The following is a 15,981-nucleotide window of genomic DNA, read 5'->3' as shown; positions in this document are numbered from 1 at the left end:
CATTAATAATGAATAAACGATCATAAATAAAGAAAAAGGTAATAATTGATTAATGGGGAATATTTTTTTTGACATATATCAAACCTCATCGGTTATCCGTAACTAAAATCGATGAGTCGTTGTGATGTGTATTACATCATAGTTTTAAAGTCAGGTGGGATGCCTGTCTGAATGCCCTTCACAGAAAATACCCCTACATGACGTGAGGGATTCTACTGAGCATCTATGAAACTCAATAAAAACTATATAAGTATTAGAGATAAATGGTGGGCGCTACCCCTCATCTTACCATCTTTACTGTTGCCGTTATTGAGCACTGCCAATACCTACGCACATATTAGTACCGGTACTGTCATCCTTTTCTACCTGCCTTTAGCGCTGACGATTAGCCTGATGTTGTTTTTTAGTTGGGCGGCACTGCCAGGAATAATCATTGCCATCGGTTGGTACAAATATCCGCAGGTTGGGTTATTTGAAACGCTGTCAATTATTACGCACTTTATAGTTACAATGGTGCTTAGTTGGGGTGGATATAAAGTTTTTGCTCCCCGGCGAAACAACGTGGCGCATGGCGACTCCCATCTGATGTTTCAGCGAATATTTTGGCAGGTTTTCTGTCCGGCAACGCTATTCCTGATCCTCTTTCAGTTCGCTGCGTTTGTTGGCGTATACGAGAGCAAATCAGGCATGGTAGGCGTTATGCCCTTTAATACAGGAACGTTGATTAACTACCAGGCTATGCTGGTCGGGAACCTTGTTGGTATTCCTCTGTGCTATTTTATAATCCGAACCATTCGTAATCCGCTGCATATACGGGGCTATTTTTCGCAATTAAAGCAGCAGTTTGGCACCAAAGTAACGCGAACAGAGTTTGCTGTCTGGTTGATAATATTGACTTTATTGATGGCTCTGCTGTGTATGCCGTTAAATGAACAGAGTTCGATATTCAGCACAAATTATACCTTGTCTCTGTTACTGCCCGTCATGTTATGGGGCGCAATGCGTTACGGTTACCGATTTATTTCAATGATATGGACAGTCGTGTTGATAACTGCCATTCATTATTATCAGCGCTATATGCCCTGGTATTCGGGTTACGATACACAACTTGCAATTACCTCTTCGAGTTACCTCGTTTTTTCTTTCATCGTAAATTACATTGCCGTGCTGGCAACGCGTCAGCGATTTGTCACCCGACGCACACATCGTCTGGCATATTTTGATCCGATGGTGCATTTGCCAAATCTGCGGGCATTGAACCGAACGTTGAAAAAAGCGCCATGGTCAGTGCTCTGTTTTCTGCGTATTCCGGGCATGGAACTGTTGGTGAAAAACTACGGTATTATGCTGCGTATCCAGTACAAGCAAAAACTTTCTCATTGGATAGCGCCGTTGCTGGAACAAGACGAATATGTTTTTCAATTATCCGGTAATGATTTAATTCTGCGTTTTAATACTGAGTCACATCAGCAGCGTATTGAAGCGCTGGACAAACATATCAGGCAGTTTCGTTTTGTCTGGGATGGTATGCCCCTACAACCGCAGGTTGGGATCAGTTTTTGCTATGTTCGCTCACCCGTTAACCACATCTATCTGTTGCTGGGGGAGTTAAGCACTATCGCCGAGCTCTCGCTGGCAACCAATATGCCGGAGAATTTGCAGCGACGTGGCGTAATGCACCTGCAGCGGGATCTGAAAGATAAAGTGGCGATGATGAACCGTTTGCAGCAGGCGCTGGAGCATGATCGCTTCTTCCTGATGGCACAGCCGATTTTTGGCGTGCGGGGCGATGTTTATCATGAAATCCTGTTGCGCCTTCAGGGCGATGAAGGTGAAACGATTGCTCCTGATAATTTCTTACCGGTAGCCCATGAGTTTGGGTTGTCATCCAGCATTGATCTGTGGGTCATTGAAAATACGCTGAAATTTATGGCGCAGAATCGGGAGAAAATGCCCGCTCATCGTTTTGCGATCAATTTATCACCCACGTCCGTATGTCGAGCCAAATTTCCTCACGAAATCAGCCAGTTGTTGGCGAAGTATCAGGTTGAAGCATGGCAATTGATCTTTGAGGTTACAGAGAGCAATGCGTTAACTAATGCGGAACAGGCGCAGGCAACATTGCTGCAATTGCAAGTTCTGGGCTGTCAGATTGCGATCGATGATTTTGGTACCGGCTATGCCAGCTATGCACGGTTGAAAAATGTGAGCGCTGACATCCTGAAGATTGACGGAAGCTTTATCCGTAACATTGTCTCAAATAGTCTCGACTACCAAATCGTGGCCTCGATTTGCCACCTGGCGCGGATGAAAAAAATGTTGGTGGTCGCGGAGTATGTTGAAAGCGAAGAAATACGTAGTGCGGTGATTTCTCTGGGGATTGATTATTTGCAGGGCTATCTGATTGGTGAGCCGCGGCCGCTGCATAAAACTCTGGAAGAACAGGTGCCAGTCACGCTGGCACCTGCCGATCACTCACGCAGCGATATCGGGTGAGTTTTCTTCCTCAATTTTCAGGCGCCAGCCTGTGACGGCCTCCCAGTATTGCTGCTCTTTTTCCAGATCGAGCAACACCAGCGCGTTCTGGCTAAACCAGTCGTGCGGGAAGCGTAGCGTCCAGTGGTTATCGTCGGTAATCAACGTGAGCGTCGGTGGCGTAGTGGTTGCCTGGCGCTGGTTGTTGAGCAATACCCCAAGTCGCAACAGCTGAATTAGCGGCAGGAACTGCTTTTTCTTGAACAGCGTAAAGCGGGGCAAATCATCCAGCTTAACCGCTTTACGATGATAGCGAACCAGGGTCGCCATCATCAGCTGTTGCTCCTGGTTGAAACCTGGCAGGTCGCTGTTTTGCAAAATATAAGCCGAGTGGCGATGCAGTCCGCTGTGGTTGATGTTCAGCCCGACTTCATGCAGCATCGCCGCCCACCGGAGCAACGCTTCCAGTTGCGGGTTTGCCAGTTTAGGTTGCTGCGCATGCCACTGATCGTACATTTGCATGGTCGTTTCCAGTACACGTCGGGCTTGTTCGCTGTCGATATTGTACTGGTTTGCCAGACTGCTGGCGGTACGGCTACGAACATCCTGGTGGCGAAAACGGCCTTCCATCTCATACAGTACGCCTTCACGCAGCGCGCCATCGGAAAGTCGGAGTTCACGAATAGCGAGGGCATCAAAAACACCGCACAGTATCGCCAGACCGGGAACAAAAACGGCTTTTCGTTCTTCTGACAGCCCCGGCATGCTGAGTGCCTCAAAGGAAGCATGCTTCAGGACTTCAGTTGTCAGCTTGTCCAGACGTTCAGGGGTGATAAAACCATCTTTCTCACCCATTTCCAGCAGCACTTCATGCGCGGCTTTGATGGTGCCTGAAGCTCCCAGTGCAACGTTCCAGCCCTGAATTCGAAATTGCCAGGTGAGCGTTTCAAGCTTTTGCGCTGCCGCCATACGGGCTCGCTGGAAGTTTTCCCGGCTGATCGCTCCACCCGGAAAGTACATCTGGGCAAAACTGACGCAACCCATACGGCGACTTTCGACCAGTTTAGGCTCGAAATCTTCACCGATCACCAGCTCTGTCGAACCACCACCGATGTCGATAACCAGCTTACGGCCTTTTTCTGGCTGCGTATGCTCCACGCCCATAAAAATCAGTCGGGCTTCTTCGTTACCGGAAATTATTTCGATCGGGTAGGGGATGACCTTTTCTGCTCGCTTAAGAAAATCGGTCGCATTTAGCGCCTGGCGCAAAGTATGGGTTCCCACGATGCAGACGCTGGAGGGAGGAAATCCCTGCAGACGTTCAGCGAAAAGTGACAAACAGCTTAAGCCGCGTTCCATCGCTTCTTCGCTTAGCTTGTTGTCCGCGCCAAGGCCGTCCGCCAGATGTACGCGTTGTTTCAGTCGCCCGATAATTTGCATTGCGCCATCAACCACGCGGGCAATGACCATATGGAAACTGTTTGAACCAAGGTCGACCGCAGCAAATTCCTGCGGTCGTGGAGACTTGTCGTGTATTGGCATAGAGTTAGTCAGGTTGCTCGAGTGATTTGATGTAGTCGTAAATCGCTAATTGTGACTGAACCTTACGGCGGTTTCCGCGCGGTACGTAGCGATTACTCAGTTCTTTATCAATAAAGCGGGCTTTCACCGTGTCGCTGAACAGGATATCGATAATATCCAGCACGCGCTGCTTAAGACGCGGGTCAAGAAGCGGTGTGGCAACTTCGATACGATAATCAATGTTTCTTGTCATCCAGTCAGCAGAGGAGAGATACACCTGCTTATCGCCCCCGTTCTCGAAGATATAGACCCGGTCGTGTTCGAGATAGCGGTCAACAATGCTGATAACGCGAATATTGTCACTGATGCCTTCCAGATTCGGGATCAGTGAGCACATTCCGCGGATCAATAAATTAACGGGGACACCTGAACCTGAAGCCGCATACAGGCGGTCAACCAGCCCTTTATCGACCAGATTATTCAGCTTCAGGGTAATGCCAGAAGGCAGCCCTTGCTGTGCATTAGCGATCTCTTTGTCGATCATGCTGTACAGCAGGCGCCGTGAGTTCTGCGGGGAAACCAGCAGATAATCGAACGTTACCGGGCGATATGGGTTTTCGATGAAGTTAAACACCCGACGGACTTCGTTGGTAATGCGCGAATCGGCAGTCAGCAGCGAGTAGTCGGTATACAGACGCGCTGTTTTTTCGTTGAAGTTCCCGGTGCCGATATGTGCATAGCGCACGACTTCATCGCCTTCTTTGCGCGAAATCAGGAACAGCTTGGCGTGAATTTTCAGCCCTGGTGCGGAGAAGATGACATGAACCCCCGCTTCGGTAAGGCGCTTAGCCCAATGAATATTGGCCTCTTCATCGAAGCGCGCCTGCAGTTCCACCACCACGGTTACTTTTTTACCGTTATGCGCGGCATGGATCATCGAGTCGATGATGCGCGAATCTTTCGCCACACGGTAGATGTTAATTTTTATCGCCAGCACGCTCGGGTCAAATGAGGCCTGACGCAGCAGTTCAAGAACGTGTTCAAAGGTGTGATACGGATAATAAAGCAACACATCGCGTTCTCGTACGGCATCAAAGCCGTTGCGAAACTTCTCGTTATCGAACCAGATATGGCGCAGACGCGGCAGGGGTTTGTTCACCAGGTTAGCTTTGCCAACGTTGGGAAAATTAATAAAGTCTTTGAAGTTATGATAACGCCCGCCGGGGACAATGGAGTCGTAGCGAGAGATCGTCAGTTTTTCACGCAGTACTTCAACCAGCGCATTGGGCATATCGCGCTGATAAACAAAACGTACAGGCTCTGCGGTCAGACGTTGTTTCAGGCTGGAGGACATGAGCTCCATCAGGCTCGATTCCATCTCATGCACCAAATCGTACTCGGCATCGCGGGTCATTTTCATCGAATAGGCATTCAGCGCATCGTAATCAAAGAACCCTTTAAAAATGTCATCAAGGCAATAACGTAAAATGTTGTCCAGCAGGATCATCGGTTTGCGACGGCGCGGGGTTTCCGGCGGCAAATTCACAAAGCGAGGAACCTTATCGGATGGAATTTCCAACAAAGCGTAACGAATCGTATCTCCGCGGATAATTTCCACGGCCAGATAAGTGTAATCGTCTTTTAAAAACTGGACTAAATCCGTCTCGCGGTTAATCAGGATTGGCGTAATGTGCTGACGCAGATATTGCTTGAAGTAGTGGCGTAACCAGCTCTGTTGATTTACTGACAACTGGCGTTCGTTGATCAAGAAGATCTGGTTGCGTGCCATCTCCAGCAGTAATTCGTTGTACAGGCCGTCAAATTCCTGATCGGCTTTTAATACGCGGGCCTGGATTTTGCCTAACAAATGGCGGGAGTGAGAGTTAGAACCCTGTTCTTCGCTAATAATGATACGGCGCTTCAGTTCGGCAAAACGCACCTTGTAAAACTCGTCAAGGTTATTGGAATAGATGCCTAAGAAACGCATCCGTTCGATCAACGGGTTTGATTTATCAGCTGCCTCCTGGAGCACGCGTTCGTTGAACGCCAACCAGCTGAGTTCTTTCTCGATATATAGCTTTTCCTGACCCATTACCACTTTTACTCCGTTTCATTCACGGGACACTACCGATTTATTATGGCGAGCATTGCTCTCAGATGTCCAACTGTGCCAGAAAAATATGACAATAAACCGTCTGATAGCGAAGAGAAAGGGGAGAATAACGCGTAGGCCGGATAAGGCATTTATGCCGCCATCCGGCTTTACAGATTGATGAGCCGATTATTCGTCTGCGGCATAACCCTGTGGTGAGAGGCGATTGCCGTCCAGCCATGCTGCGTTATCGCGCATCTTCAGGCGACCGTCGGTAAACCAACTGACGACCAGCGGGTAAATCGCATGTTCCTGCGCCTGAACCCGGGCAGTAATATCATCCTCGCTATCACCTGCAAATACCGGCACCTTGGCCTGGAGAATAACCGGTCCGCCGTCCAGTTCATCGGTGACGAAATGGACTGAAGTTCCGTGTTCTTCATCCCCATTTTCCAGCACCTGACGATGGGTATGTAGGCCTGGATACTTGGGTAATAAAGAGGGATGGATGTTCAGCAGTCGTTCAGAATAGTGAGCGACAAACGCCGGGCTGAGGATGCGCATATAGCCGGCCAGCACGACGACATCTGGCGCATAGGCATCAATTTCCTGAATCAGCTGGCGGTCGAATGCTTCGCGGCTGGCAAAGTGGCTTGCTTCCAGGGAATGTGCCGGAATATTTTCCTCTCGCGCGCGAACAAGGCCGAACGCATCGGCCTTGTTGCTGAATACTGCACGTAGGGTGCCACTGATTTTTTTCTGTTTGCAGGCATCGATTATTGCCTGCAAATTGCTTCCGTTGCCGGAAATGAGCACCACAATGTTTTTCATTCAATGACCACACGCTGTTCGGAATCAGACGCTTTGATGATACCGATTTTCCAGGCGTTTTCACCTTTTGCCTTCAGCAGCGCGAGTGCACTTTCTACTTCGGATTCCGGTAGGGCAATGACCATGCCGACCCCACAGTTGAAGGTGCGATACATCTCGTGCTGACTGACGTTACCCGCAGTTTGCAGCCAGTTGAAGACGGCTGGCCACTGCCATGAGGATTCATCGATGACGGCCTGAGTATTGTCTGGCAGTACGCGCGGAATATTTTCCCAGAAACCACCGCCGGTCAGGTGTGCGATAGCATGCACATCAACCTTCTCGATCAGTTCCAGAATGGATTTCACATAAATGCGTGTTGGCGCCAGTAAATGGTCCGCCAGCGGCTTGCCTTCAAGTTCGGTGGTTTCTGGGTCGCAACCGCTGACTTCAACAATTTTACGTACCAGGGAGTAGCCGTTAGAGTGCGGGCCACTGGAGCCGAGCGCAATCAGCACATCGCCATCAGCCACTTTTGAACCGTCGATAATTTCTGATTTTTCGACGACGCCAACACAGAAACCTGCCACGTCATAATCTTCACCGTGATACATCCCCGGCATTTCAGCCGTTTCACCACCAACCAATGCACAACCAGACTGCAGGCAACCTTCGGCAATGCCGTTGATTACGCTGGCTGCGGTGTCCACATCCAGTTTACCCGTTGCATAGTAGTCGAGGAAAAACAGCGGTTCAGCGCCCTGAACCACGAGGTCGTTCACACACATCGCCACCAGATCAATGCCGATGGTATCGTGGCGTTTCAGATCCATTGCCAGACGCAGTTTTGTCCCTACGCCATCCGTGCCGGAAACCAGTACCGGTTCACGATATTTTTGCGGCAATGCGCACAGCGCACCGAAGCCACCCAGACCACCCATTACTTCCGGGCGACGAGTTTTCTTTACTACGCCTTTGATTCGATCAACCAGAGCATTACCCGCGTCAATATCAACACCGGCATCTTTGTAGCTAAGAGAGGTTTTATCGGTCACTGCTTGGGTCCCCACGCGTTAACTTGCGGTAGCAATTAAATTCGGCGCAATTCTAACAGGGAAAGCAAACGTTTGCGAGCCTGCTTTACAGTGACTTTTATCTGCTGAGTATTTCAGCATTTTACAGTCATTTATCTATTTGTTTGAACTGAGCCACGAAAATGAAACCGGGTTCAGTCTTGTGCTTGAAACCTGCCTGCTGAATGCACAGTATCGTACTGAAACCGGTTTCTGTTTTCTGTTACGTACCACATCAGGTGCGTTTGAACAGTGCAATCATGATAGGGGAAACGTATGCCTGGGTTTAAAGCAGATTTTATGTGGGGCGGTGCTGTGGCCGCTCATCAACTGGAAGGCGGCTGGCAGGAGGGCGGTAAAGGGATTAGCGTTGCCGATGTGATGACGGCTGGGGCTCATGGGGTAGCGCGTGAAATTACCGACGGCGTGATTGCAGGTAAAAATTACCCTAACCACGAGGCTATCGATTTTTATCATCGCTATCAGGATGATATTAAGCTGTTTGCTGAAATGGGCTTTAAGTGCTTTCGTACCTCTATTGCATGGACGCGTATTTTCCCGCAAGGCGATGAAGCCCTGCCCAATGAAGCCGGATTGCAATTCTACGACGATCTCTTTGATGAATGCCTGAAGTATGGCATCGAACCGGTGATTACACTGTCGCATTTCGAGATGCCTTATCACCTGGTGACGGAATACGGTGGCTGGCGCAATCGTAAACTGATCGATTTCTTTGTCCGTTTTGCCGGGGTGGTTTTCACTCGCTACCAGCATAAAGTGAAGTACTGGATGACGTTTAATGAAATCAACAACCAGGCTAACTTCCACGAAGATTTTGCTCCGTTTACCAACTCCGGTCTTAAGTATCAGCCGGGTGAAGACTGCGAACCGGTCATGTACCAGGCGGCGCACTATGAACTGGTGGCGAGTGCGCTGGCAGTAAAGGTTGCACGCGAAATCAACCCGGCATTGCAGGTTGGGTGCATGATCGCTATGTGTCCTGTTTACCCACTGACCTGTGCGCCAGACGACATAATGATGGCGATGAACGCGATGCACCGTCGATATTGGTTTACCGACGTTCACGCTCGGGGCAAGTATCCGCAGCATCTGTTGAACTACTTTGCGCGTCGCGGCTTCGAACTCGATATTACTGAAGAAGACCGACAAATACTGGCCCAGGGCTGCGTCGACTATATCGGCTTTAGCTACTATATGTCCTTCGCGACGCAGGCAACGCCAGATAACCCGCAGTTGGATTACGACGAATCGAAAAGTCTGGTGCCCAATCCGTATGTGCAGAAATCAGACTGGGGCTGGCAGATTGATCCGGTTGGTCTGCGCTATTCGCTGAACTGGTTCTGGGATCATTATCAGCTTCCGCTGTTTATTGTTGAAAACGGGTTTGGTGCGATTGACGTACAGGAAAGTGACGGCACGGTAAACGATCAGTACCGCATTGACTACCTGGCAGCCCATATTCGTGAGATGAAAAAAGCGGTGGTGGAAGATGGTGTGGATCTTATGGGCTACACGCCATGGGGCTGTATTGATTTAGTGTCAGCGGGAACCGGCGAAATGAAAAAACGCTACGGATTTATTTATGTCGACAAAAATAATGACGGGAGTGGGACATTAGCACGCTCTCCTAAGAAATCTTTTTCATGGTATCAAAATGTCATCCGGAGCAACGCTGAATTTCTATAAAATTCAGTGCATTGATATTAAGCCCCGCCCATATTGCGGGGCTTGTTTTATACTCATCTTCCAGACGCAAATGACTTTGGTTGATCCATATCAAGCGTATCCAGTGTTGCGCCAGAGACGAAAAGCGGTATAATCCGGCGATTTTTTTTGTGGTTGCCACTCGTCTGAGGAAAGGAGAAGAGTATGAAGATCGTGGAAGTCAAACACCCACTCGTCAAACACAAGCTGGGACTGATGCGTGAAAACGACATCAGCACTAAACGCTTTCGTGAACTCGCCTCGGAAGTTGGCAGTCTGCTGACTTATGAAGCAACTGCAGGTCTGGAAACCGAAAAGGTGACCATTGAAGGTTGGAACGGCCCGGTTGAAGTAGACCAAATCAAAGGCAAAAAAATCACCGTAGTCCCCATCCTGCGTGCGGGACTGGGTATGATGGAAGGCGTACTGGAGAACGTTCCGAGCGCGCGTATCAGCGTGGTGGGGATGTACCGCAACGAAGAGACGCTGGAGCCGGTTCCGTATTTCCAGAAACTGGTTTCTAACATCGATGAGCGCATGGCGCTGATCGTTGACCCGATGCTGGCAACCGGTGGTTCCGTTATCGCGACCATCGACCTGCTGAAGAATGCAGGCTGCACCAGCATTAAAGTACTGGTCCTGGTTGCGGCACCAGAAGGTATCGCAGCACTGGAAAAAGCACACCCGGATGTTGAGCTGTACACCGCATCTATCGACCAGGGGCTGAACGAGCATGGATACATTATTCCGGGACTCGGCGATGCCGGCGATAAGATTTTTGGTACCAAGTAAATGAATAAATAAAAAGAAGCCGACTTTAAGAGTCGGCTTTTTTTTGAATAAAACAACCCAATCGCTACTAACACACAATACTCAGAGGAAAACACTATGACGCGCCGTGCTATCGGGGTGAGTGAAAGACCGCCGCTTTTACAGACAATCCCGCTTAGTTTGCAGCACCTGTTCGCCATGTTTGGTGCAACGGTACTGGTGCCAGTCCTGTTTCATATCAACCCGGCTACCGTCCTGCTGTTTAACGGCATTGGTACGTTGCTGTATCTCTTCATTTGTAAAGGTAAAATTCCAGCCTATCTGGGTTCCAGCTTTGCGTTTATCTCCCCGGTACTGTTGCTGCTGCCGTTAGGGTATGAAGTGGCGCTGGGCGGTTTTATTATGTGCGGCGTTCTGTTCTGCCTGGTTTCTTTCATCGTGAAGAAAGCTGGCACCGGCTGGCTGGATGTGATGTTCCCGCCTGCTGCGATGGGCGCAATCGTTGCCGTCATCGGTCTGGAGCTGGCGGGTGTTGCTGCGGGCATGGCGGGATTGTTGCCTGCTGAAGGGCAATTACCAGACTCGAAAACCATCATCATCTCAATGGTGACGCTGGCCGTAACGGTATTTGGCTCTGTGCTGTTCCGCGGTTTTATGGCGATTATCCCGATTTTGATTGGTGTACTGGCCGGTTACGCGCTTTCCTTTGTGATGGGCGTTGTGGACACCACACCCATTGCGCAAGCGCACTGGTTTGCTCTGCCAACGTTCTACACACCGCGCTTTGAGTGGGTTGCGATTCTGACCATCCTGCCTGCGGCATTAGTCGTTATCGCCGAGCACGTAGGCCACCTGGTCGTCACGGCCAACATTGTGAAAAAAGATCTGATTCGTGACCCTGGCTTGCACCGCTCGATGTTTGCCAACGGCCTGTCGACGGTGATCTCCGGCTTCTTTGGTTCGACGCCTAACACCACCTACGGTGAAAATATCGGTGTTATGGCGATTACTCGCGTATACAGTACCTGGGTTATCGGCGGTGCGGCGATTTTCGCCATTCTGCTCTCCTGTGTGGGTAAACTGGCGGCGGCAATCCAGATTATCCCGCTGCCGGTCATGGGCGGCGTATCGCTGTTGCTGTACGGCGTCATCGGCGCTTCCGGTATTCGCGTACTGATCGAATCAAAAGTCGATTATAACAAGGCGCAAAACCTGATTCTGACGTCTGTTATTTTGATCATCGGCGTAAGTGGCGCGAAGGTTCACATTGGTGCTGCGGAACTGAAAGGTATGGCGCTGGCGACCATCGTCGGCGTTTGCCTGAGCCTGATTTTCAAAGTCATCAGTCTGCTGCGTCCGGAAGAAGTCGTCCTTGATGCTAAGGATGCGGATAGCCCGCAACAGTAAGTCTCTGACCGGGCAGCACTGCTGCCCGGTTCTATCACGACGTATTTCTGTGTTAAACTCATCTCGATTTTATGAAATCCTGGGTTGAGGTATCTCTGAACACACCGGCACAGCTCTCTCTGCCACTTTATCTTCCTGACGATGAAACCTTCGCAAGTTTCTGGCCGGGGGATAACTCCTCTTTACTGGCTGCACTGCAAAACGTGCTGCGTCAGGAACATAGCGGGTACATTTATCTTTGGTCGCGTGAAGGCGCAGGCCGTAGTCATTTGCTGCATGCAGCCTGTGCAGAACTGTCTGCACGCGGTGATGCGGTAGGGTATGTGCCGCTCGATAAACGAACCTGGTTCGTACCTGAGGTGCTTGACGGAATGGAGCATCTGTCGCTGGTATGCATCGATAATATCGAGTGTGTCGCCGGAGATTCTCTTTGGGAAATGGCGATCTTTGATCTTTACAACCGTATCCTGGAATCAGGGAAAACCCGCCTGCTGATCACCGGCGATCGTCCTCCGAGACAGCTGAACCTGGGGCTGCCGGATCTCGCCTCACGTCTGGACTGGGGGCAAATCTACAAGCTTCAGCCGCTTTCCGATGAAGACAAGCTACAGGCTTTGCAATTACGTGCCAGATTACGTGGGTTCGAACTGCCTGAAGATGTAGGACGTTTTCTGCTTAAGCGTCTGGATCGAGAAATGCGTACGCTGTTTATGACGCTGGATCAACTGGACCATGCTTCGATCACCGCTCAGCGCAAGCTGACGATTCCCTTCGTAAAAGAAATTTTGAAGCTGTAGTGCCGCAGCCGAAAAACTGCGGCAGTCTTAAGATTAGCCGACGATTTCCAGCACTTGCTCAGGTGGGCGACCAATCCGGGCCTGACCTTTCGCTACCACAATCGGGCGCTCCATCAGCTTCGGGTTTTCGACCATCGCCTGAATCAGCGCATCTTCACTCAAACTGCTGTCCGCCAGGTTGAGCGATTTGTAGAGATCTTCTTTCTGACGCATCAGTTCACGCGCGCTGGACATTCCCAGCATCTTTAGCAATTCACGCAGTGTCGCTGCATCAGCCGGGGTTTCCAGATAGAGCACGACTTCTGGCTCTACACCGTTAGACTTTAGCAATTCCAGCGTTTCACGGCTCTTTGAGCAGCGTGGGTTATGGTAAATTTTAATCGCGTCTGACATGACTTCTCCTTGCATGACGATTCGGCCGACCAAATGTGCCTGCCGCAGGCCGGATAAGACGCAACAGCGCCGCCATCCGGCAAGTATTCAATGGTTACATCTTCGAGTACGGTTTAAAGCGTTCTTGCAGTTGGCGCAGCTGGTCGATACGGGCATCGTATCTGGCCTGCTGCTGGCTGCCGAGTTTCACCTGAGCACTGGCATTGCTGAGCATCGAGATCGCCTGATCAAGACGGCCCGCCAGCGCATACCCTTCAGCACGCGCGGCCAGCTCCTGATCGCGATTATTCAGGTTCGCTTCCGTTTGCGCCAACAGATCCCAGCCGTTAGTGTCATCTTTATGGTTAAACGTATAGCGATTCAGGATGGTGGCAGCCTCTTTAGCTTGTCCCCCCTGCAAATACGCATTTGCCAGGTTGAGTTGCAATACGGGATTCACGCGCAGGTCGCGAGCGTTTTTCAGGCGATTAATGGCATCGCTGGTTTTCTTCTGACCGAGATCGATATCTGTTGCCAGGTCGAGATACCATGCATTATTCGGATCTGCCGCGAGCAGCGGCTGAAGCGCTTTACGTGCTTCGTCGTATTTACTGGCTTCCATCGCTTGCAGCGCCCGACCGTACTGCGCAGCGCGCTGTTCGCGCACGTTGCCTTTCGACCAGCTATCCAGTAGATCGCTGGTTAACTGATTGCGGCCTGAATTGTACATGCCCAGGGTTCGCGCTTTGGCCAAATAGAAATCTTCTGAAGATTGCACGACGACCGGGCGCATCTGGTTGGCGCGGTTACGCGCATCTGCCAGACGGCTTTCTGGCAGGGGGTGAGTCAGAAGAATTTCCGGGGGACGTGTAGAGTAACGGGCCTGATCGAGCAGTTTCTCCAGGAATGTTGGCATGGCCTGGGGATCGAATCCTGAACGTTGCAGCACCTGAATACCGATGCGGTCTGCTTCCTGTTCGTTCTGCTGAGTAAAGCTAATCATCCCCTGGCGAGTACCCGCCAGCGTACCGGTTAGCGCCGCCATACCTGCCTGCGGGCTGGCCATCGCTAATAAAATCGAACCTAATGCGCCGACCCATGTCAGCGGTGCGCTACGTTTCTGATCTTCCATCGCTCGCGCCAGGTGGCGCTGCGTGACGTGAGAAATTTCGTGCGCCATTACCGACGCCAGTTGGCTTTCGTTATCGGAATAGCGGAACAGTGCTGAGTGCAATACCACGTTGCCGCCAAAAAAAGCGAAGGCGTTTATTTCATCGTTGTTAATTAAAAAGAAAGTGAAGGGTGTTTTTACGGAGTCTGCATGCGAAACCAGGCGCATCCCCAGAGCATTAATATATTGGGTGAGCAGCGGATCGTTAATTAACGGCGCACTACCGCGCAGTTGGCGAACGTAATAATCGCCCATCTGCATTTCTTGTCCAATAGAAAGCGTACTCCCTGCCGAGGTTCCCATATCAGGTAGGGTATCCGCAGTGTCAGCAAATGCGGGCGCGACCTGACCGACGGTCAGTGCAGCAATGAGGGTAGCAACCAGGTTTTTTTTCAACTGCCTGAACATAACCTCTGTCCTGTATTCTTTTTTGAGATAGCCATTTGACCAATGCCGCGAAGTATCGTTCACACTCCGCAAGCTTAGCGAGTGTAACTGCGAAACCTGACGATGAACACCCAGGAAAAATGTCTTTTCACTTTGCGTAATCAGCCATAAAAAGCGAAGTCTTTTTTGTGACATTTCGATACAATTCGGGATCGCAATCCCGCTATTGAGGTTCAGGGAAGGTTTTATGCTCGAAATGTTGACGCAATGGTATCGCCGCCGCTTTAGCGACCCAGAGGCTATTGCTTTGCTGATTATTCTGGTTGCCGGTTTTGGCATCCTGTTCTTCTTTAGCGGTCTGTTAGCGCCGCTGCTGGTCGCGATTGTGCTGGCTTATCTGCTGGAATGGCCTACCGCCCGGCTGGAAAATATCGGTTGCTCGCGGCGCTGGGCGACGTCAATTGTGCTGGTGGTGTTTGTCGGAATTTTGCTGCTGATGGCGTTTGTGGTAATGCCTGTCGCATGGCAGCAAGGCATCTATTTGATCCGCGATATGCCTGGCATGCTCAACAAGTTGTCTGACTTTGCCGCCACCTTACCGCGACGTTATCCGGCGCTTATGGATGCGGGCATCATTGATGCGATGGCCGAGAATATGCGTTCCCGGATGCTCACCATGGGCGATTCAGTGGTGAAATATTCGCTGGCTTCTCTGGTTGGGCTGTTGACACTGGCGGTGTATCTGGTGCTTGTCCCATTGATGGTGTTCTTTTTGGTGAAGGATAAAAGCCAGATGTTGAATGCTGTGCGCCGGGTGCTGCCGCGAAATCGTGGACTGGCAGGACAGGTCTGGAAAGAGATGAACCAGCAAATCACCAACTATATCCGCGGTAAAGTACTGGAGATGGTGGTGGTCGGTGTTGCAACCTGGCTGGGCTTCCTGATGTTTGGTCTTAACTACTCTCTGCTGTTGGCAGTGCTGGTGGGGTTCTCTGTGCTAATCCCGTACATCGGCGCGTTTGTGGTGACTATTCCGGTCGTTGGTGTGGCGTTGTTTCAGTTCGGACTCGGAACGGAGTTCTGGAGCTGTTTCGCCGTGTACCTGATAATCCAGGCGCTGGACGGCAATCTGCTGGTTCCCGTCCTCTTCTCCGAAGCCGTAAACCTGCATCCATTGGTGATTATTCTGTCGGTCGTTATTTTTGGCGGTCTGTGGGGATTCTGGGGGGTATTCTTTGCCATTCCGCTGGCGACGCTAATCAAAGCCGTGGTGCATGCCTGGCCGGATGGTCAGACGGTTGACGATCGCTAATCCGTCAGCTCCGACGGCGCAATGCCGCCGGAGCTGAACTTGTCTGACCTCTATCCACACTTTCTGAA

General features: G+C 50.7%; 12 protein-coding genes. 6 read left to right on the top strand and 6 right to left on the bottom strand.

Going from position 1 to position 15,981, the window contains the following annotated elements; translation table 11 throughout:
* Positions 1-225 precede the first annotated feature (225 nt).
* Positions 226-2,496 carry a sensor domain-containing phosphodiesterase gene (locus NNO08_RS04385; protein ID WP_271456251.1) on the top strand — a complete coding sequence of 757 codons (2,271 nt, stop codon included), beginning with the start codon at positions 226-228 and terminating at the stop codon, positions 2,494-2,496.
* Here the strand turns inward: NNO08_RS04385 and ppx are convergent.
* The 4 genes from ppx to purM all read right to left on the bottom strand — a co-directional run bounded on the left by ppx (position 2,476) and on the right by purM (position 7,953).
* A complete protein-coding gene (gene ppx / locus NNO08_RS04380; RefSeq protein WP_271440151.1) occupies positions 2,476-4,017 on the bottom strand; it encodes an exopolyphosphatase in 1,542 nt (513 codons plus the stop codon). The genes NNO08_RS04385 and ppx overlap by 21 nt on opposite strands.
* A gap of 4 nt (positions 4,018-4,021) precedes the next feature.
* Positions 4,022-6,088, bottom strand: coding sequence for a polyphosphate kinase 1 (ppk1, locus tag NNO08_RS04375; protein WP_202038075.1), 2,067 nt, complete (start codon positions 6,086-6,088; stop codon positions 4,022-4,024).
* Positions 6,089-6,277: 189 nt separating this feature from the next.
* Entirely contained in the window at positions 6,278-6,919 is a 642-nt protein-coding gene (purN, locus tag NNO08_RS04370; protein ID WP_271456250.1) for a phosphoribosylglycinamide formyltransferase, read from the bottom strand.
* Positions 6,916-7,953: a phosphoribosylformylglycinamidine cyclo-ligase gene (gene purM / locus NNO08_RS04365; RefSeq protein ID WP_271440153.1), complete on the bottom strand. Its 1,038-nt coding sequence runs from the start codon at positions 7,951-7,953 to the stop codon at positions 6,916-6,918. Before purM ends, purN begins: the two co-directional genes overlap by 4 nt.
* A gap of 294 nt (positions 7,954-8,247) precedes the next feature.
* Between purM and NNO08_RS04360 the strand changes: the two genes are divergently transcribed.
* The 4 genes from NNO08_RS04360 (at position 8,248) to NNO08_RS04345 (ending at position 12,671) form a co-directional block, all read left to right on the top strand.
* Positions 8,248-9,678, top strand: coding sequence for a 6-phospho-beta-glucosidase (locus tag NNO08_RS04360; RefSeq protein ID WP_271456249.1), 1,431 nt, complete (start codon positions 8,248-8,250; stop codon positions 9,676-9,678).
* Positions 9,679-9,861: 183 nt separating this feature from the next.
* On the top strand, positions 9,862-10,488 hold the full coding sequence (gene upp, locus NNO08_RS04355; RefSeq protein WP_003835110.1) for a uracil phosphoribosyltransferase: 627 nt from the start codon (positions 9,862-9,864) through the stop codon (positions 10,486-10,488).
* Between the two features lie 96 nt (positions 10,489-10,584).
* Positions 10,585-11,874 carry a uracil permease gene (gene uraA / locus NNO08_RS04350; RefSeq protein ID WP_003835107.1) on the top strand — a complete coding sequence of 430 codons (1,290 nt, stop codon included), beginning with the start codon at positions 10,585-10,587 and terminating at the stop codon, positions 11,872-11,874.
* A 95-nt stretch (positions 11,875-11,969) separates the two neighbouring features.
* On the top strand, positions 11,970-12,671 hold the full coding sequence (locus NNO08_RS04345) for a DnaA inactivator Hda (protein ID WP_211924219.1): 702 nt from the start codon (positions 11,970-11,972) through the stop codon (positions 12,669-12,671).
* 33 nt (positions 12,672-12,704) lie between these two features.
* Here NNO08_RS04345 and arsC read toward each other — a convergent pair whose 3' ends face one another.
* Positions 12,705-13,064 carry an arsenate reductase (glutaredoxin) gene (gene arsC / locus NNO08_RS04340; RefSeq protein WP_137384773.1) on the bottom strand — a complete coding sequence of 120 codons (360 nt, stop codon included), beginning with the start codon at positions 13,062-13,064 and terminating at the stop codon, positions 12,705-12,707.
* Positions 13,065-13,158: 94 nt separating this feature from the next.
* Entirely contained in the window at positions 13,159-14,622 is a 1,464-nt protein-coding gene (gene bepA / locus NNO08_RS04335) for a beta-barrel assembly-enhancing protease (RefSeq protein WP_271456248.1), read from the bottom strand.
* Between the two features lie 226 nt (positions 14,623-14,848).
* Between bepA and NNO08_RS04330 the strand changes: the two genes are divergently transcribed.
* Positions 14,849-15,913, top strand: coding sequence for an AI-2E family transporter (locus NNO08_RS04330; RefSeq protein ID WP_005121878.1), 1,065 nt, complete (start codon positions 14,849-14,851; stop codon positions 15,911-15,913).
* Positions 15,914-15,981: the final 68 nt, after the last annotated feature.

This window comes from Citrobacter sp. Igbk 17 (genome assembly GCF_028069775.1).
Lineage (GTDB): Bacteria > Pseudomonadota > Gammaproteobacteria > Enterobacterales > Enterobacteriaceae > Citrobacter.
Note: the sequence above shows the minus strand (reverse complement) of the source record. Positions and strands in the feature narration are given on the sequence as shown.